The organism is Aeromonas veronii (assembly GCA_041319085.1).
Classification (GTDB): Bacteria; Pseudomonadota; Gammaproteobacteria; order Enterobacterales; family Aeromonadaceae; genus Aeromonas; species Aeromonas veronii_F.
This window is the reverse complement of record CP101033.1, coordinates 3,677,501-3,694,840: the sequence shown is the minus strand read 5'-3', so window position 1 is coordinate 3,694,840 and position 17,340 is coordinate 3,677,501. Positions and strand designations below refer to the sequence as shown.

At 60.6% G+C, this 17,340-nt stretch carries 13 protein-coding genes (1 of these 13 running past the window's edge); 8 read left to right on the top strand and 5 right to left on the bottom strand.

Features of this window, described 5'->3' with window-relative positions; genetic code table 11:
• Positions 1-330 precede the first annotated feature (330 nt).
• Entirely contained in the window at positions 331-1,254 is a 924-nt protein-coding gene (locus NMD14_17570; protein ID XEI32504.1) for a GGDEF domain-containing protein, read from the top strand.
• A 338-nt stretch (positions 1,255-1,592) separates the two neighbouring features.
• Complete coding sequence (locus NMD14_17565; GenBank protein ID XEI32503.1) at positions 1,593-2,231, top strand: exopolysaccharide biosynthesis protein; 639 nt, start codon at positions 1,593-1,595, stop codon at positions 2,229-2,231.
• Positions 2,232-2,518: 287 nt separating this feature from the next.
• Here the strand turns inward: NMD14_17565 and NMD14_17560 are convergent, their stop codons facing one another.
• From NMD14_17560 to argE, 3 genes are all read right to left on the bottom strand, one after another.
• Complete coding sequence (locus tag NMD14_17560) at positions 2,519-3,898, bottom strand: IS4 family transposase (protein XEI32502.1); 1,380 nt, start codon at positions 3,896-3,898, stop codon at positions 2,519-2,521.
• Between the two features lie 150 nt (positions 3,899-4,048).
• Positions 4,049-6,682, bottom strand: coding sequence for a phosphoenolpyruvate carboxylase (ppc, locus tag NMD14_17555; GenBank protein XEI32501.1), 2,634 nt, complete (start codon positions 6,680-6,682; stop codon positions 4,049-4,051).
• Between the two features lie 230 nt (positions 6,683-6,912).
• Complete coding sequence (argE, locus tag NMD14_17550; GenBank protein XEI32500.1) at positions 6,913-8,058, bottom strand: acetylornithine deacetylase; 1,146 nt, start codon at positions 8,056-8,058, stop codon at positions 6,913-6,915.
• Positions 8,059-8,340: 282 nt separating this feature from the next.
• On the opposite strand from argE, the gene argC reads away from it, so the two are divergent.
• From argC to NMD14_17520, 6 genes are all read left to right on the top strand, one after another.
• Entirely contained in the window at positions 8,341-9,348 is a 1,008-nt protein-coding gene (argC, locus tag NMD14_17545; protein ID XEI32499.1) for an N-acetyl-gamma-glutamyl-phosphate reductase, read from the top strand.
• A gap of 22 nt (positions 9,349-9,370) precedes the next feature.
• Positions 9,371-10,150, top strand: coding sequence for an acetylglutamate kinase (gene argB / locus NMD14_17540; GenBank protein XEI32498.1), 780 nt, complete (start codon positions 9,371-9,373; stop codon positions 10,148-10,150).
• A gap of 25 nt (positions 10,151-10,175) precedes the next feature.
• Positions 10,176-11,087, top strand: coding sequence for an ornithine carbamoyltransferase (locus NMD14_17535; protein ID XEI32497.1), 912 nt, complete (start codon positions 10,176-10,178; stop codon positions 11,085-11,087).
• Between the two features lie 68 nt (positions 11,088-11,155).
• Positions 11,156-12,391, top strand: coding sequence for an argininosuccinate synthase (locus NMD14_17530; GenBank protein ID XEI32496.1), 1,236 nt, complete (start codon positions 11,156-11,158; stop codon positions 12,389-12,391).
• 396 nt (positions 12,392-12,787) lie between these two features.
• Complete coding sequence (gene argH / locus NMD14_17525; GenBank protein ID XEI34791.1) at positions 12,788-14,170, top strand: argininosuccinate lyase; 1,383 nt, start codon at positions 12,788-12,790, stop codon at positions 14,168-14,170.
• A 120-nt stretch (positions 14,171-14,290) separates the two neighbouring features.
• The gene (locus tag NMD14_17520; protein XEI32495.1) at positions 14,291-14,926 is read left to right on the top strand and encodes an FMN-binding negative transcriptional regulator; all 636 of its coding nucleotides are present in this window, start codon (positions 14,291-14,293) and stop codon (positions 14,924-14,926) included.
• Positions 14,927-15,004: 78 nt separating this feature from the next.
• Here NMD14_17520 and rluA read toward each other — a convergent pair whose 3' ends face one another.
• Both rluA and rapA read right to left on the bottom strand, forming a co-directional pair.
• Positions 15,005-15,661 (bottom strand): bifunctional tRNA pseudouridine(32) synthase/23S rRNA pseudouridine(746) synthase RluA, encoded by a 657-nt coding sequence (gene rluA / locus NMD14_17515; GenBank protein XEI32494.1) that lies wholly within the window; start codon positions 15,659-15,661, stop codon positions 15,005-15,007.
• 108 nt (positions 15,662-15,769) lie between these two features.
• Positions 15,770-17,340 carry the 3' portion of an RNA polymerase-associated protein RapA gene (rapA, locus tag NMD14_17510; protein ID XEI32493.1) on the bottom strand. 1,297 nt of this gene lie beyond the right edge of the window, so 1,571 of the gene's 2,868 nt are visible here — the last part of the coding sequence; its start codon lies off the right edge, out of view — the gene reads right to left on this strand; its stop codon occupies positions 15,770-15,772.

The window sequence follows — 17,340 nt, the reverse complement described above, 5'->3', positions numbered from 1 at the left end:
GACTGTCTGATAGGTAAAAGCATAAAGCGGGCCATAAATTTAAATTCTTTTAAATCATGTTATTAACTGCGGATGGCATCATTGGCGCACCAATTTGGCGCACTCGCTGCGCTAACCTGCCCAGTGGCGCCCTGTGACAGGGCAGGCTATCGTTCGCGCACCAGAAGGGCGCAAACCCGGCGCGAGCCCACAAGCTGGCGTCATCGATATCGCGTGCTGCAGGCCTGTTCGTTTACACTGAGACCCGCCGTTTCCTGTTATCCGACTAAGGCATACCATTACACAGCCCCTTGTGTGCAAGGTGATGGTAGGCCCAATCAGAGGAACACCATGCAGTTCGATCGTCTCTACATCAGCCTCTCTCACTACCGCCATCTTGACTGGGAGCATCGTGTCCACATCGCGCTGCTGGGGGGAGTGATGCTGGCCATCATGGCCCTTCATCTGTTGCTGCTGCCCCATTTCCCGTTCGCTCGCCTCCATGTCATCAGCGTTGGCTTTGAGGTGATCAACGGACTCACCATGCTGTTCCTGTTCTGGGTGGTGCAGTGTGCCCATTTGCCCACCCACACCTACCGCCTGCTCTCCTGCGGCCTGATGTTGTGGATCATAGGGGCCACCGTCGACATCATGGACGAGCTGGTGGCACAGCCACTCTGGCTAGCCATCTATGCCGAGGATCTGCTGCGCTCCAGCGGCATCCTGCTCAGCAGCATCGGCATCCTGAGCACCATGCACTACCTCTTCCACATCAATACCCAGCTCAGACAGCAGGCGCTGTTCGACGATCTGACCCAGCTGCCAAACCGGCGCTACTTTCATCAGCAGCTGTTTCTGAAGCAGGGGGAGGGGCATGCGCTCATCCTGCTGGATCTCGATCACTTCAAGGTGATCAATGACAACTACGGTCACGATATCGGGGATCGGGTGTTGCAGCAGTTTGGCGAGCTGTTGCAACGGCACTGCCCGCCCGAGGCGCTGGCGGCCCGCGTTGGCGGTGAAGAGTTTGCCCTGCTGCTGCCCGTCGCCAACAAAGCCGAATTGCAGCAGTTGGCCAACACCCTGCTTGCGGCGACCCGCACCATCGCCTCCAACCCGGCCCATCCCCTAACAGTCAGCCTCGGAGTGGGGATCAGCGAACCCAAGGAGTCGGCGGCCTCGCTGTTCAAGCGAGTGGATCAGGCACTCTATGGTGCCAAGGAGGCGGGCAGAAACTGCGCTGTGTGGGCTACACCGACGACCAACGAGGCGTGATAGGACTGGCCACGAGTGCAACATAGTGAATGAAAAAGGGGCTCCAGCTGCCGGAGCGCGGCCCTTGCCGTGAATCGAGCAGGCTGAACACGGCGCCGGTTGCACCACCTCGTCGCTCTTCTCGACGTAGATGGCGGCGCTGTAGCCGAAAAACGGCGGCTGTACCGGATCACTTTCATGGCGCGATTTATCCTTCGCCGTCGCCACTCCCGAGCAGCATGTCTGCCGCCGCGATGCGCCACCCGCCACCATTCATCGACGGTTAACCTCTACCACGTATGCTGGCACCAAATCGGGTCAGCGGGGCCCGTTATCACCACTCAAAAGGACATCAGGGAATGGTTGCCGCGCAACTCAACGACCCCAAAACCACCCTCGCGGATACCCTGCGGGCCACCGCGCACGCCATCGAGGAGAGCCATATCAGCCTGCGCCAGATGCTCGTGCTGGTGGGTGAACAGGGCATGTTGCTGTTTTGCGTGCTGCTCACCGTCCCCTTTCTGCTGCCGGTCTCCATCCCCGGCGTCAGTACCCCGTTCGGCCTGCTGATCCTCTTTATCGGCATCGGCATCACCCTCAACCGGGTGCCCTGGCTGCCCGCTATGCTGATGGAGCGCCGCTTCGCCGCCGACCAGCTCAAGCCCACCCTGCACAAGGGGGCGGATCTGCTGGCCCGGGTCGATCGCGTGATCCGCCCGCGCCTGCTGGTGTTGACCGGCAGCAGCACGGTCAACCGCTGCAACGGCCTGCTGATCATGCTGGCCGCCCTGCTGCTGATGCTGCCCCTGGGCGCCATCCCGTTTACCAACGCCATGCCTGCCTGGGCCATCCTGCTGCTCTGCACCGGCATGTTGCAACGGGATGGCCTGTTCGTCGCCAGCGGCTACCTGCTGGTGAGCGCGACTCTGGTTTGGTTCAGCGTGCTGGCCATCGGCTTGCTGATGGCGGGCCAGAGCGCCAGCGGCCTGCTCGACTAAAGCCGATGCACACAAAAAGGGCGACCAGATGGTCGCCCCGTTTGATTTGTGCGAGATACCGTCCGGGCAACGCAGATCGTAGATAAGGGCCGCCGTTGACTCGCAGCAATAGCTGGAACAACAGACGCTCGATCGTCCGATTACGCTGTGCTAATCGAACCGACAGGCCAGCGATTCACTATTCCCTAACGCTACAACGCCTGACGGCCAATATTCTTGCGGCAAGGTGGCGCCAGCGGGCCGTATAGAGATGACAAAGGGCGCCGAGGCCTGTCTCTTGATCACAACTATTGGTGCTCAAGAGACTGCGCCAGTTCGTAGCCTTCCAGGAGGGTCTGGAGTCGAAACCAGCCCTCCCATAATGCCGCTATTGAAGCCCGCCCCGTTCGTTTAGTGTCCTTCCAGCCCCCCAGCTTGGCCAGGCTCCGGTACGCCCATCTCATATCCGGCACCTTGGTTGGCAACGGCGTTTTCTCTACCTTTCGCCAAAGCAGCTTCCACCCCGTCGGGCCTATCACCGTTTCGCAGCTTTGATTCTGTGCCGATGACTCCTCGTTGATAAACCTCAATTGCAACAGACGCACCGCGATAAACGACAAGATGACGCACATCCGCTTCAGGTTATCCATGCTCTGCATCCTTAAGGTTTCTACCCGAGTGCCGGCACTCTTCCAGACCTTGTGATAATCCTCGATAAGCCAGCGCCGCTCGTAATAGCCGATAACCTTGCGGGCCTGTGCATCGTCGGTCACGGCTTCACTAGTCAGCAGGTGCCACTCCAGCCGGTCAGAGGCATCGCCCTGCTCAATGCATCCCACGTAGTAGAGCGGGATATCCGGCTCGTTACGCTTGTTGGCCGGAGCCTTTAGGGTGACTTTGGTAAACTTGATGTCGAGCACGGCCTCTCTGGCTTTTCTGCCGCCCCGCTGCGGTATTTTGACGACCTTGGTGCCGGCAGAGTGGCACTGCCGGGCATAGTCGTAGAGCTTGTGGTCATGCTCTTCGATACAGCGACTTTGCATCGAGCGCACCACAAAGCGTTGTTGGTTGCTCTGCTTGTAATGCAGATATTCGTAGATATCCGCTTCCCGGTCACAGACCGAGATAACGTTGGCCATCTGAGTGCCGAGACGGGCGGCAAAGGCCACGGATGCCTCCTCCCACTTGCGACTCTCTTTCTCCTTGTAAGGCCGGGTGGCATGCCGGTGGCTCTCTCCCCGCTTGCTGACATCACGGGTCCAGATACGCTGTGCAATCATGCCGACCACCTGCGATTTATGCGGAGCAAACAACAAGACGGAGTGAGCCAGCAGAGCGCGACTACTGCCTTGATTGGTGTGCCCCAGCTCATCATGGACGCTGGCATGGTTGAAGGTCAGGGCCGTGGTATCTTCCAGTGCCAGCAACAGGTCGTAGTCCCTGGCTAGGGCTGCGGTGGTGGCAAAGCCTGCATCAGCAATGGCATCGGCATTGACATGGTGGTTGCGAATAAAGCGATATGAGCCTTCCATGTCGGCGGGTGAGAGGGGAAGTTGTGACACGCAATCTCCGGGTTGTTGAGCAAGGGCGGTGGCGAGTTTGACGAGACGTTCAGTGCGTCTGGGGTCCTTGAGATTGGCATGGCCAAACTGGTCGAATGCCCATTGTTCGAGTTGGGTGAGATGCATATTAGAGCCGTGATAAGGGATGGCAAAAGAGTCAGATCACGGAGAAGGGAAAAGGTTCAAAAAAATCCCCAAGCGATGCTTGGGGATTTGTGTATAAGAGACAGGCCGAGGCGCCCTTTGTCATTGAGGGGAGCGTGATCGCCCCGACCATCAACCGGTGTTACGCATCCCTGCGGCGATACCGGCGATGGTGACCATCAGCGCCTTGTCCAGCTCGGGGTGCAGAGTCTCCGGGTGGTTGCGGGAGCGGTTGAGCAGCTCGGCCTGCAGCACGTTGAGCGGGTCTGTGTAGGGGTTGCGCAGCTTGATGGACTCCTTGATCCAGGGCTGATCCTCCAGCAGATCCCCGCGCGGGCTCAGTTTCAGCACCACCTCGATGGATTCGGCGAGCTCCTGACGCAACTGCTTGCCAAGGCCCCACAGCTCCTGCGGCACCAGACGGGTGTCGTAGTACTCGGCGAGCCAGACGTCCGCCTTGAGGAATACCATCTCCAGCATTTCGAGGCGAGTGCGGAAGAAGGGCCACTGGGCGCTCATCTCTTCCAGCACCGCCAGCTTGCCGCCGTCGATGGCCTGTTGCAGCGCCTTGTGGGCACCGAGCCAGGCCGGCAGCATCAGGCGGTTCTGGGTCCAGGCAAAGATCCACGGAATGGCGCGCAGGCTCTCGACGCCGCCGTTGGGCTTGCGCTTGGCAGGGCGCGATCCGAGCGGCAGCTTGCCGAGCTCCATCTCCGGGGTGGCGGCACGGAAGTAAGGGACGAAGTCCGGATGACCACGCACGATACTGCGGTAGTGATCGCAGGAGTCGGCGGCCAGCTGTTCCATCACCTCGCGCCAGCACTCTTTCGGCTTGGGCGGTGGCAGCAGGTTCCCTTCCAGCACGGCGCTGGTGTAGAGCTCCAGACTCTTGATCGCCACTTTCGGCAGACCGAACTTGAAGCGGATCATCTCCCCCTGTTCGGTGGTACGCAGACCGCCGCGCAGGGATCCCGGCGGCTGGGAGAGGATGGCCTGATGGGCAGGCGCACCACCACGACCGACGGTACCGCCACGGCCATGGAACAGGGTGAGGCGGATGTTATTGGCTTCGGCCAGCCCCACCAGGGATTCCATGGCGGCGTACTGGGCCCAGCCAGCGGCCATCATGCCCGCATCCTTGGCGGAGTCGGAGTAACCGATCATCACGTACTGACGGCCCTGAATGTAGCCGCGATACCAGTCCACCGAGAGCAGACGCTCCATCACGGCGGTGCCTGCCATCAGGTCATCCTGGGTTTCAAATAGCGGGGCGACCGGCATGCGGAACTTGCAGCCCGCCTCTTTGAGCAACAGTTGCACCGACAGCACGTCCGATGGCGCACCGGCCATGGAGATGATGTAGATGCCGAACGCATCGGGGTCGTGCTGGGCGATGACCTGACAGGTATCCAGCGTCTCGCGCACCTCGGCGCTCGGCTCCCAGTCGTGAGGAATGAGCGGGCGGCGGGAGTTCAGTTCATTGAGCAGGAAGGCCTGCTTGTCATCCTCGCTCCACTCGGCGTAGTCACCCAGCCCCAGATAGCGGGTCAGCTCGGAGAAGACCAGCCCGTGACGCTCGCCATCCTGACGGATATCAAGCTTGACCAGATGGATACCGAAACAGGCGACCTTGCGCAGCACATCCAGCAGCATGCCATCGGCGATGTTGCCCATGCCGCAGGCGTGCAATGAGTGGTAGCAGAGCTCCAGCGGCTCGCGCAGCTGGGCGGTGGTCTTGACCAGATCCTGACTCTCGCTCGCCTGGCCCTGCACCTTGGCGGTCAAATGCTCCTTGGTTTCTCGCAGCGCTTCACGCAGCTCGCGCACCAGCGCGCGGTAGGGCTCGGGGTGATCGCCAACGCGAGCGCGCACGGCGTCGGTACAGTCGGACATGGAGAGCTCGGAGGTGAGCTCCTTGATGTCTTTGTAGAACAGGCTCACCGCCATCCAGCGGCCCAGCTCCAGCACTTCGGCAGTCACCTTGGCGGTGACGAAGGGGTTGCCGTCACGGTCACCGCCCATCCAGGAGGTGAACTTGACCGGCGCGGCATCCAGCGGCAGCCGCACACCCAGATGGTGTTGCAGACGCTCGTCCAGATTGCGCATGAATTCGGGAATAGCTGGCCACAGGCTGTTCTCCACCACCGCGAAGCCCCACTTGGCCTCGTCGACCGGGGTCGGGCGCTGTTCGCGGATCTCGTTGGTGTGCCATGCCTGATTGATGAGCTGCTCGATGCGATTGAGGATCTTGTCCCGCTCGCGGGGCAGCAGGTCGGAGAGCTCCAGCGCTTCGAGGCAGTCGTTGAGCTGCACATGCTTGTGGATCAGGGTGCGACGGGTCACCTCGGTCGGGTGAGCGGTCAGCACCAGATCGATATCCAGCTCGCGCACGGCCTGAATGATGGCCTCTTGCGACAGGTTGGAGGCTTTCAGCTTGTCGAACATCTGCTCCAGCGGATCCGGGGTGCAGACCTGCTCTTCGCAGCGACGGGAGATGGTGTGGAACTGTTCCGCCACGTTGGCCAGATTGAGGAACTGGCTGAAGGCGCGCGCCACCGGCAGCAGTTCATCATCGCTCAGGGTGCGCAGGGTATCGAGCAGACGTTCCCGGTCTGATTCATTGCCCTTGCGGGAGGACTTGGCCAATTGGCGAATGGTTTCGATCTTGTCGAGAAAGGCCTGACCCTGATGATCCTTGATGGATTTACCCAGCAGCTGACCCAGCATACCTACGTTGGCGCGTAGTGCGGCGTACTTTTCGTTCATTCCACATCCTTATCTTGTTGGTGCCTGACACCCATCCGGGGTGCATGACAGCCTCACTTATTGTTGTGCGATTACAACATATGCTCCGTCATCTTAGGGTGACAATCTACCCAGATTGTCTGCGCAAGGTCAAATAACAGGCCGATTCAGAACATGTATTTCCATCACCACTCCACAACCGGCTTGTTATGTAACTTACTTACAGTTTTACGCCCCTTTCATCGCCGCGGCTACAGGCAAAAACGTCTGATCAGGTGTTGCAACACTGTGGTGGTCGGCTTGACGAAGGAGAGGTCGAGATACTCATCCGGCTGATGCGCCTGGGTGATATGACCGGGGCCCATGACGATGGTCTCGCAACCAAGCTGCTGGATAAACGGCGCCTCGGTGCAGTAGTTGACCGACTCGGCGGCGCGACCGCTCGCCTTCTCTGCTTCGCGCACCAGCACAGAGTCGTCGGCGCAGGCGTAGGCGGGAATGGGCTCGTGCAGATGTTGCAGATGCAGGCAGCCGGGTTGGTGGATCTCGATGGGAGAGAGCGCCTCTTTCAGCATCCCCATCAGCTCAATCGGCCCCACCTGCGGGGTGGGTCGCAGGTCGATATGCAGCTCGCAGCAGCCGCAGATGCGGTTCGGGCTGTCACCACCCTGAATGTAACCGAGGTTCAGGGTCGGCTGCGGCACGGCAAAGCGGTGATCGGCGTAGCGATCTTTCAGATCCTGCTGCAAGCGCAGCACCTGTCCCATCGCCTTGTGCATGATCTCCAGCGCGTTGACGCCGTTGGCGGGATCCGAGCTGTGACCGCTCTTGCCGGTAATGCGGATTGCCTCCGACATATGGCCCTTGTGGGCCACCACAGGCACCAGTCCGGTCGGCTCGCCAATCACCGCGTAGTCGGGTTTCAGCTCGGCAGCGGCGGCGATGGCGCGGGCCCCCGCCATGGTGGTCTCTTCATCAGCGGTGGCGAGGATGCGCAGCGGCTTGCTGATCTTGGTTAGGTCGATCTCTTTCAGCGCCTCGACGATAAAGGCGAAGAAGCCCTTCATATCGATGGTGCCGAGGCCATAGAGGCGGTTGCCCTCTTCGGTCACCTTGAAGGGATCCTTGCTCCAGCCCCCCTCATCGAACGGCACCGTATCGGTGTGACCCGCCAGCAGCAGACCGCCCTCGCCCTGACCCATCGTCGCCACCAGATTGAACTTGCCTGGCAGATCGGGGAGTGCCGTTACCTCGCACTGAAAACCGAGCTGACCGAACCAGTCGGCCAGCAGCCGGATCACCGCCTCGTTGCTCTGATCCCACTTGGGATCCGTGCTGCTGATAGAGGGAATCGCAATAATATTCTTATAAAGTGAAAAAAAATCCAGATTGGCCATCAGCTCCTCCTTGCGTCCCCGGAATGTTTCTGTTAGAAAATACAAATGCAAAGTGAGTGCATGAATATTCTGTAATTTTACCTGAATATCTGGCTCATCAACAAAGGCTTCTAGTTGTAAGGGAAAGTTAATGTTCTGTCACCTGATCTATAACCGACGACACACACCCGCCTGAATTGCCCCTCCGCACTTGTTTTATCAAGACGGTGCACCGGGGTGAACGAACCCCATGCACTGCAGCGTCATGCTGTGAATCTCGAACTCTGACTTGGAATATTCAACATGCTTAACACCGTTATCGTCGGTGCCAGTGGCTACGCGGGGGCCGAACTGGCCGCACTGGTACAGAACCATCCACAACTCAAACTGTTCGGCCTCTATGTCTCGGCCGGCAGTCAGGATGCCCACAAGCGGTTCTCTTCCCTGCATCCCCAGTGGGTCGGTGCCCTCGATCAGCCTCTGCTGCCGCTGGACGACGACGGCATGACCCGGATCCTGACCCAGGCCGATCTGGTGCTGCTGGCCACCGCCCACGAAGTGAGCGCCACGCTTGCCCCCAAGTTTCTCGCCAAGGGGCTGCCGGTGTTCGATCTCTCCGGCGCCTTCCGGGTCAAGGATCAGGGCTTCTACGACAGCTTCTACGGCTTCACCCATGACAGCGAACAGTGGCTGGATCAGGCCGTCTATGGCCTGGCCGAGTGGAACGCCGATGCCATCGCTACCGCCCAGCTGATTGCGGTGCCGGGTTGCTACCCGACCGCCTCGCTGTGCGCCCTCAAGCCGCTGCAGCAGGATGGGCTGATTGCCAAGGGGTGGCAGCCGATCATCAACGCCGTCTCCGGGGTCTCCGGCGCCGGGCGCAAGGCGGCCATCAACACCAGCTTCTGCGAAGTGAGCCTTAACCCTTACGGCACCTTCAATCACAGACACCAGCCGGAGATCAGCCACCACCTCGGCAAGGAGGTGCTGTTCCAGCCCCACCTTGGCAACTATGTGCGCGGCATTCTGGCCACCATCTATGTGCAGCTGGCGGACGGTGTGACCCCCACCCAGGTGGATCAGGCCTTCCTCAAGGCTTACGAAGGCAAGTCGCTGGTGCGCCTCACCGGCCAGATGCCCTCCATTCGCGGCGTCGCGGGCACCCCATACTGCGACATCGCCTGGCAACAGCAGGGCAGCATGCTGGTGGTGGTCTCGGCCATCGACAACCTGCTCAAGGGCGCCGCCTCGCAAGCCATGCAGTGCATAAATATCAAATTTGGATTTGAACCGGCCACCGGCCTGATTTAAGGACTTAGGAAGGATCTCGAACATGGACAAACAGACGTTGGTAATCAAGCTGGGCGGCGCCCTTATCGAGAACGACGAGGCGCTGACCGCCCTGTTCGCCACCCTCAAAACCTTTCTCGACGATCAGCACCGTCCGCTGGTGCTGGTGCACGGCGGTGGCTGTCTGGTGGATGACCTGCTCAAGGGGCTGGGCCTCACCTCCACCAAGAAGAATGGCTTGCGGGTAACCCCGTTCGAGCAGATCCCCTTTATTGCCGGGGCGCTGGCGGGCACTGCCAACAAGCAGATGATGGCCAAGGCGATCGCCACCGGCATTCCGGCGGTGGGGCTCTGCCTGGCGGATGGCGGCCTCTGTCAGGTGACCCAGCTCGACCCGGATCTCGGCGCGGTCGGCGAATGCAAGCCGGGCAACCCGGCGCTGGTAGCGGGCATCCTCGGTCAGGGCTTCTTGCCGGTAGTGAGCTCCATCGGCATCACCGCCGAGGGGCAGCTGATGAACGTCAACGCAGATCAGGCGGCCACCGCCATTGCCGAGGCGCTCGGTGCCGATCTGGTGATGCTCTCCGATGTGAGCGGCATCCTCGATGGCAAGGGCAAGCTGGTGCCCCAGCTCGACAAGCTGACCGCGCTGGATTTGATGGAGAAAGGGGTGATCACGGATGGCATGGCGGTCAAGGTTGAAGCGGCTCTGCACGCCGCCGAGACCCTCGGCAAGCCGGTCTGTGTCGCCAGCTGGCGCTACCCGGATCAGCTGCTCAAGCTGCTGGCTGGCGGCGCGGTCGGCACCCAGGTAGCCATTTGATCTCCACCGGAACAAGGAACATCCGATGCAACATCTTCTGAAAGACAGTGATCTGAACAAAGCCCAGATCGAAGCGCTGATTGCGCTGGGCAAAGCGGTCAAGGCCGACCCGAAGAAGTACAGCCAGGCGCTGGCGGGCAAGAGCGTGGTCACCCTGTTCGAGAAGCCCTCCCTGCGCACCCGGGTCACCTTCGACATCGGTATCGCCAAGCTGGGAGGCCACAGCGTCTATCTGGATCAGCAAAACGGCGCGCTGGGCAAGCGGGAGTCGGTGAAGGATTTCGCCGCCAACCTGTCGCGCTGGTGTGATGCCATTGTCGCCCGGGTGTTCGATCACCAGACCCTGGTCGAGCTGGCGGAGCACGGCACAGTGCCGGTGGTGAACAGCCTGTGCAACCTCTACCACCCCTGTCAGGGGCTGGCCGACTTTATGACCATTGCCGAGCACTACGACGATCTGTCGAAGGTGAAACTCGCCTACCTCGGTGATGGCAACAACGTCAGCCACTCTCTGCTGCTGCTGGGGGCCACCCTCGGCACCGACGTCACCCTGATCTGCCCGAAAGGCCACGGCCCGGATACCCAGATCTTCCTGCAAGCGCAGGCGCTGGCGGCCAAGTCGGGGGCAACCATCCACATCAGCGATGACGTGGCAGATATCGAAGGGTTCGACGTGGCCTACACAGATACCTGGGTCTCCATGGGCGACAACACCCCGATGGAGCAGGTCAAAGACCTCTTTATGCCTTATCAGATCAACCAGGCCTTGCTCGAGCGCACCGGCATCCAGCATGTGCTGCACTGCCAACCGGCCCATCGGGAGCTGGAGATCACCTCGCAGGTGATGGATGGCCCCGCCTCCCTCATCATGGACGAGGCCGAAAACCGGATGCATATCCAGAACGCCGTGTTGCTGACCCTTCTCGGTGGCAAGTAACGCGGCAATCAACCTGAATCACGACCCTTTTATTGAATCATCATCGAATCATCACGGAGAGAAGTAACATGAGCGGAATCAACAAGATCGTACTGGCTTACTCGGGTGGACTGGATACCTCGGCCATCATTCCCTGGCTGAAAGAGCACTATGACGCCGAAATCATCGCCTTCGTGGCTGACGTCGGTCAGGAGCGCGACGATCTGGAAGGGATCGAGCAGAAGGCCATCGCCTCCGGCGCCACCAAGTGCATCATCAAGGATCTGCGCGAAGAGTTCGTCAAAGAGTACGTCTACCCGACCCTGAAGACTGGCGCCGTCTATGAGGGCACCTATCTGCTGGGCACCTCCATGGCCCGCCCGATCATCGCCAAGGCGATGGTCGAGGCCGCGCTGGCGGAAGGGGCTGATGCCATCTCCCACGGTTGTACCGGCAAGGGCAACGATCAGGTGCGTTTCGAAGGTGCGGTCGCTGCGCTGGCGCCCCAGCTGAAAGTGATCGCCCCGTGGCGGATCTGGGACATGCGCTCCCGGGAAGATCTGCTGGCCTATCTGGAGACCCGCGGCATCCCCTGCAAGGCGACCCTGAAGAAGATCTACAGCCGCGACGCCAACGCCTGGCACATCTCCACCGAGGGTGGCGAGCTGGAGAGCACCTGGAACGAGCCGTCCGAAGCGGTCTGGCAGTGGACCGTCCCGGCCGAGCAGGCACCGGATCAGCCGGAGTACGTCAAGCTGACCGTGGCGCAGGGTGAGGTGGTGGCCGTTGACGACCAGCCGCTCAGCCCGCACCAGATCCTGATGACCCTGAACGAGCGTGCCGGCAAGCACGGCGTGGGCCGCATCGACATCACCGAAAACCGGATGGTTGGGATGAAGTCCCGCGGCTGCTACGAGACCCCGGGCGGTACCGTGATGGTCGCCGCGCTGCGCGCCGTGGAAGAGCTGGTACTGGATCGCCCGACCCGCGCCTGGCGGGAAAAGCTGGGTGCCGAGTTCTCCCATCTGGTCTATGACGGTCGCTGGTTCACTCCGCTGTGCAAGGCGATCGTCGCCTCTGCCAACGCCATCGCCGAAGATCTCGACGGTGAAGTCATCCTGAAGATGTACAAGGGTCAGGTCACCGCGGTGCAGAAGAAATCGCCGAACAGCCTCTACTCCGAAGACTTCGCCACCTTCGGCGCCGACGAAGTGTATGACCAGAGCCATGCCGAAGGCTTTATCCGTCTCTACACTCTGGCCAGCCGGATCCGCGCCATGAAGGAACAGCATCAGGCCATCGGTGGCGACCATACCCACGGCTAAGCCGCTGGAGTTAATCTGCTGGTACCGAAGAGGGGGCATTGCCCCCTCTTGTATCAATGGGGTGTGAGCAGCGCGGCAGCACCCCGGTCGCTGCTGTGCGATAACAGGGGCTGTGTGAATATGATGCTGACGTATTTTCTCCCTTCTCCCGCTTACTTGAAAAAGGGGAGAAGGGTCGGGGATGAGGGGGAATTACCCTCACCCTAGCCCTCTCCCAGAGGGAGAGGGGAGCGGTTCGTAGTTGCTGGATGTGACGTGTTTAACGGCAATAGCGTCGCTTACCACAGCACTGTTATGCAGAAAAATACAGGGCAAGATTTTTGCGCGCAGGCCAAGGGGCTGCGCCAGTACGGCAGGCGCAAGGGCGCCGCCGACAACGCATTCAAGGAGAGCAGTATGGCACTTTGGGGTGGACGCTTCAGTCAGGGAGCCGATAGCCGGTTCAAGCAGTTCAACGATTCCTTGCGGTTCGATTACCGCTTGGCGGAGCAGGATATTCAGGGATCCATGGCCTGGGCCAAAGCGCTGGTGAAAGTGGGCGTATTGACTGCCGATGAGCAGGGCAAACTACAACAGGCGATGGAGGTGCTGCTCGCCTCGGTGCAGCAGGATCCCCAGCAGATACTGAGCTCGGACGCCGAAGATATCCACTCCTGGGTCGAGAGCCAGCTGATTGCCGCCGTCGGCGATCTCGGCAAGAAGCTGCACACCGGCCGCTCGCGCAACGATCAGGTCGCCACCGACTTGAAACTCTGGTGCAAGGCGCAGGGCGAGCTGCTGCTCGGCTCCATCACCGCCCTGCAGCAGGGACTGGTCGCCTCGGCGCGCGCCAATCAGGCCGCGGTGCTGCCCGGTTACACCCACCTGCAGCGGGCCCAACCAGTCACCTTCGCTCACTGGGCGCTGGCCTATGTGGAGATGCTCGAGCGGGACTACTCCCGCCTGCAGGATGCGCTGAAACGCCTAGACACCAGCCCGCTCGGTTGTGGCGCGCTGGCGGGCACCGCCTATGCTATCGACCGCGAAGCGCTGGCGCTGGACATGGGCTTTGGTGGCGCCACCCGCAACAGTCTGGATTCGGTCTCCGATCGAGATCACGTGGTGGAGCTGATGCATGTGGCGTCCCTCTCCATGACCCACCTGTCGCGCTTTGCCGAAGATCTCATCTTCTACAACACTGGCGAGGCGGGCTTTGTCGAGCTCTCCGATGCGGTGACCTCAGGCTCCTCACTGATGCCGCAGAAGAAGAACCCCGATGCACTGGAGCTGATCCGCGGCAAGACCGGCCGGGTGGTCGGCGCCCAGATGGGCATGCTGATGAGCCTCAAGGCGCTGCCGCTGGCCTACAACAAGGACATGCAGGAAGACAAGGAGGGGCTGTTCGATGCCCTCGACACCTGGCACGACTGCCTCGATATGGCGGCGCTGGTGCTGATCGATCTGAAGGTCAATGGCGAGCGCACCATGGCAGCGGCGCAAGGCGGCTACGCCAACGCCACCGAGCTGGCGGACTATCTGGTAGCCAAGGGCATTCCGTTCCGTGAAGCGCACCATATCGTCGGCGAAACCGTGGTATTCGCCATCAGCGTGGGTCGTCCGCTGGAAGAACTCTCCATCGGCGAATTCCAGCGCTTCAGCCCGGTGATCGAGTTCGACGTCTACCCCAATCTGGAGCTGGAAGCGACCCTCGCCAAGCGGGTCGCCAAAGGTGGCGTTGCCCGTGAGGAGGTAGAAGCGGCACTCACCGCCGCCGAAACCTGGTTGGCAAAGCGCAGCTAATTACCGTTAACGCAGAGAGAGGGCACCAGCCCTCTTTTTTTGCGCCCGAAATGGCTTGTCCCGCTGACTGGATGGCTGTAGTTGTTGAATGGATGTCAGCGCTCGATAGAAGGAATCTGCATGTATCTGCCACCTCATTTCGCCACCGATGACCCCGAGGCCCTGCATCAACTGATACAGGCACATCCGCTAGGAGCTCTGATCACCCACGGCTCACAGGGGCTGGATGCCAACCATCTGCCATTCGAGTTTGCAAAGGAAACCGGAGGGCAGGGAGTCTTGCGTGCCCATGTCGCACGCAACAATCCGCTCTGGCAAGAGGTGCGGGATGGGGACAACGTGCTGGTGATCTTCAAGGCTGCCGATGCCTACATCTCTCCCAGCTGGTATCCGAGCAAGCATGATCATCACAAGCAGGTGCCGACCTGGAACTACAGCGTGGTGCATGCTCACGGCTGCATCAAAATTCGTGATGATGCTCGTTTTATCCGTCGTTTACTGGCAAATCTGACTCGTCATCATGAGGCCGGAGAACCGACCCCATGGAAAATGGCGGATGCGCCGAGAGAATATATGGAAACCATGGTGCAGGCCGTCGTCGGCATTGAGATCGAGATAGAGCGGCTGGTTGGCAAATTCAAACTGGGCCAGAACAAGGATGACGCAGATCGCCAAGGAGCTGCTCATGCCTTGCAAGCCAGGGGGTTGCTGGAAGTCGCTAGCGACATGGATAACCCGCCATCACCTCGCTCATAATGTGTTAAACCACAAACAAGAACGGCAACCCGAGGTTGCCGTTTTTTATATCTGCGATTTGCTTCACATCCCTTCGGATCAGAGCGGAAAGGGGGCCGGCGCCTCGAAGGTCATCCGCTCGCCACTGCGGGGGTGGCTGATGGTCAGGCTGGCCGCATGCAGGTAGAGATGGGGCGCTGCCGCCAGCGCATCCGGATGGGCGTAGAGGTTGTCACCCAGGATCGGGTGCCCCAGCTCCAGCATATGGACGCGCAGCTGGTGCGAGCGACCTGTGATGGGGGTCAGCTTGATCAGGCTGTTGCCGTTCTCCACCTTCAGTTTTTGCCACAGGGTCAGGGCGTGACGCCCCTCCTCGTGATCCACCTTCTGCTTCGGGCGGTTGGGCCAGTCGACGCAGAGCGGCAGGTCAACCTGTCCCGACTCTGCCTCCGGCTCGCCCCACACCCAGGCGAGGTAGTGCTTCTCGGTCTCCCGCTCGCGAAATTGCCGACTCAGCTCCCGATGAGAGTTGGGATTGAGGGGAATGACAATGACGCCAGTGGTGGACATGTCGAGGCGATGAGCCGCCGCTGCCTTGGGGTGTTGCTGTTTCACCCGATGCAGGACGCTGTCTTCATTCTCGGGGCCGCGCCCGGGGACGCTTAGCAGGCCAGTGGGCTTGTTGACCACCATGATGTCCTTGTCCTTGAACAGGATATCGAGCCAGGGTTCCAGAGGCGGTGAGTATTCAAACATAAATGTCTCGCATCAGAAGGTGGGGGCAAGCCCCATCAGTTATGAGTAACCACAATCATAAAGGGCATGGCATCCAGCATGAGCCGGTCATGTCTCTTCAGTATCGCGTCAGTTATGGGTGACCACGATAAAGCGGATGGCATCCAGCTTGAGTTGGGTCTGATCGATCAGGTGGTGCAATTCTGCCTGCAGATTGCGCAGATAATCCAGTTCGCTGTCGCGCACGTTCGGGTTGACTGCCTTGAGCGCTTCCAGACGATCGAGATCCTGCTGCAGGGTCTGCGCCATCTGGGCGCGGGCCTTGTCGACAATCCCGGCCTTCAGTTCTTCGGCAATGGCCTGGCCCTTGCCAATCAGACCGTGGATCACCGGCTGGGACGCAGTCACCAGCTTGCTGCCAAGGTGGCGGTTGACCGGCGTCAGCTGGCGGTTGAAGGCATCGAACGCCACTTTTTCGCCCAGATTCTGGCCGTTCTTGTCCATCAGCAGACGGATCGGTGTCGGCGGCATGAAACGGTAGAGCTGGGGATGGGCCGCAGACTCGGCAACGTAGATCAGCTCAAGCAGGATGGAGCCGATGGGCAGCGCCTTGTTCTTGAGCAGTGCTACCGAGGTTGCACCGATCTCGGAGCCCAGGATCAGGTCGATACCGCCGCGCATCATGGGGTGATCCCAGGAGAGCAGCGCCATATCATCCCGCGACAAGGCGGTGTTGCGATCGAAGGTGATGGTCATGCCGTCTTGCGGCAGGCCCGGGAAGCTGGAGACCAGCATGTGATCCCCGGGAGTCAGCACCAGCGCGTTCTCGCCACGGTCATCCTGATTGACGCCGATCTCGTCGAACATCTTGAGGGCGAAGGAGATCATGCCGGTGTCGTCATCTTCGGCGGCCAGCTTGTCGACCAGCTGCTGGGCGGCGGCACCACCGCTGGAGTGGATCTCCAGCAGGCGATCGCGACCCTGCTCCAGACGGGCCTTGAGTGGCTCGTGCAGTTCGCGGGTCTTGATCAGCAGGGCGTCGAGGGTCGCCTGATCGCCGGTGTTGGCGGCCAGCAGCTCGAACAGCTCGTCACGCACCGCTTCGAATACCGGGCGAGCGGTCGGGCAGGTCTGCTCGAATGCGTCCAGGCCATCGTGATACCAGAGCTGCAGGGCGCGCTGGGAGGTGCCCTCCAGATAGGGAACGTGGATCTCGACGGTATTCTGCTGACCGATACGATCCAGTCGACCGATCCGCTGTTCCAGCAGATCCGGGTTGAGCGGCAGATCGAACAGCACCAGATGACTGGCAAACTGGAAGTTGCGACCCTCTGAACCGATCTCGGAGCAGAGCAGCACCTGGGCGCCACCATCCTCTTGCGCAAAATAGGCAGAGGCCTTATCCCGCTCAAGGATGGACATCCCTTCATGGAATACGGTGCCGCGGATCCCTTCACGGGTGCGCAGCGCCTCTTCCAGCGCGATGGCGGTGGCCGCTTCGGAGCAGATCACCAGCACCTTCTGCTGGCGGGCAGAGAGCAGCAGCTCCAGCAACCAGTCAACACGCGGGTCGAACTGGGTCCAGGTGGCGTTGTCGCCTTCGAACTGCTGGAAGATTTTCTCGGGATAGAGGTAGCGCAGGGCGCGGGTCTGCAGATCGCCACCGTTACCACCCATCATGCCCATCACCTTGATGGCCG

Excerpts from the sequence above, each read along its gene's own strand:
- NMD14_17530 (XEI32496.1), top strand. The coding sequence starts at position 11,156 with ATGAGCGGAATCAACAAGATCGTACTGGCTTACTCGGGTGGACTGGAT.
- rluA (XEI32494.1), bottom strand. The coding sequence starts at position 15,661 with ATGTTTGAATACTCACCGCCTCTGGAACCCTGGCTCGATATCCTGTTC.
- NMD14_17565 (XEI32503.1), top strand. The coding sequence starts at position 1,593 with ATGGTTGCCGCGCAACTCAACGACCCCAAAACCACCCTCGCGGATACC.
- argH (XEI34791.1), top strand. The coding sequence starts at position 12,788 with ATGGCACTTTGGGGTGGACGCTTCAGTCAGGGAGCCGATAGCCGGTTC.
- ppc (XEI32501.1), bottom strand. The coding sequence starts at position 6,682 with ATGAACGAAAAGTACGCCGCACTACGCGCCAACGTAGGTATGCTGGGT.
- argE (XEI32500.1), bottom strand. The coding sequence starts at position 8,058 with ATGGCCAATCTGGATTTTTTTTCACTTTATAAGAATATTATTGCGATT.
- NMD14_17560 (XEI32502.1), bottom strand. The coding sequence starts at position 3,898 with ATGCATCTCACCCAACTCGAACAATGGGCATTCGACCAGTTTGGCCAT.
- NMD14_17535 (XEI32497.1), top strand. The coding sequence starts at position 10,176 with ATGCAACATCTTCTGAAAGACAGTGATCTGAACAAAGCCCAGATCGAA.
- NMD14_17520 (XEI32495.1), top strand. The coding sequence starts at position 14,291 with ATGTATCTGCCACCTCATTTCGCCACCGATGACCCCGAGGCCCTGCAT.
- NMD14_17570 (XEI32504.1), top strand. The coding sequence starts at position 331 with ATGCAGTTCGATCGTCTCTACATCAGCCTCTCTCACTACCGCCATCTT.
- argC (XEI32499.1), top strand. The coding sequence starts at position 8,341 with ATGCTTAACACCGTTATCGTCGGTGCCAGTGGCTACGCGGGGGCCGAA.
- argB (XEI32498.1), top strand. The coding sequence starts at position 9,371 with ATGGACAAACAGACGTTGGTAATCAAGCTGGGCGGCGCCCTTATCGAG.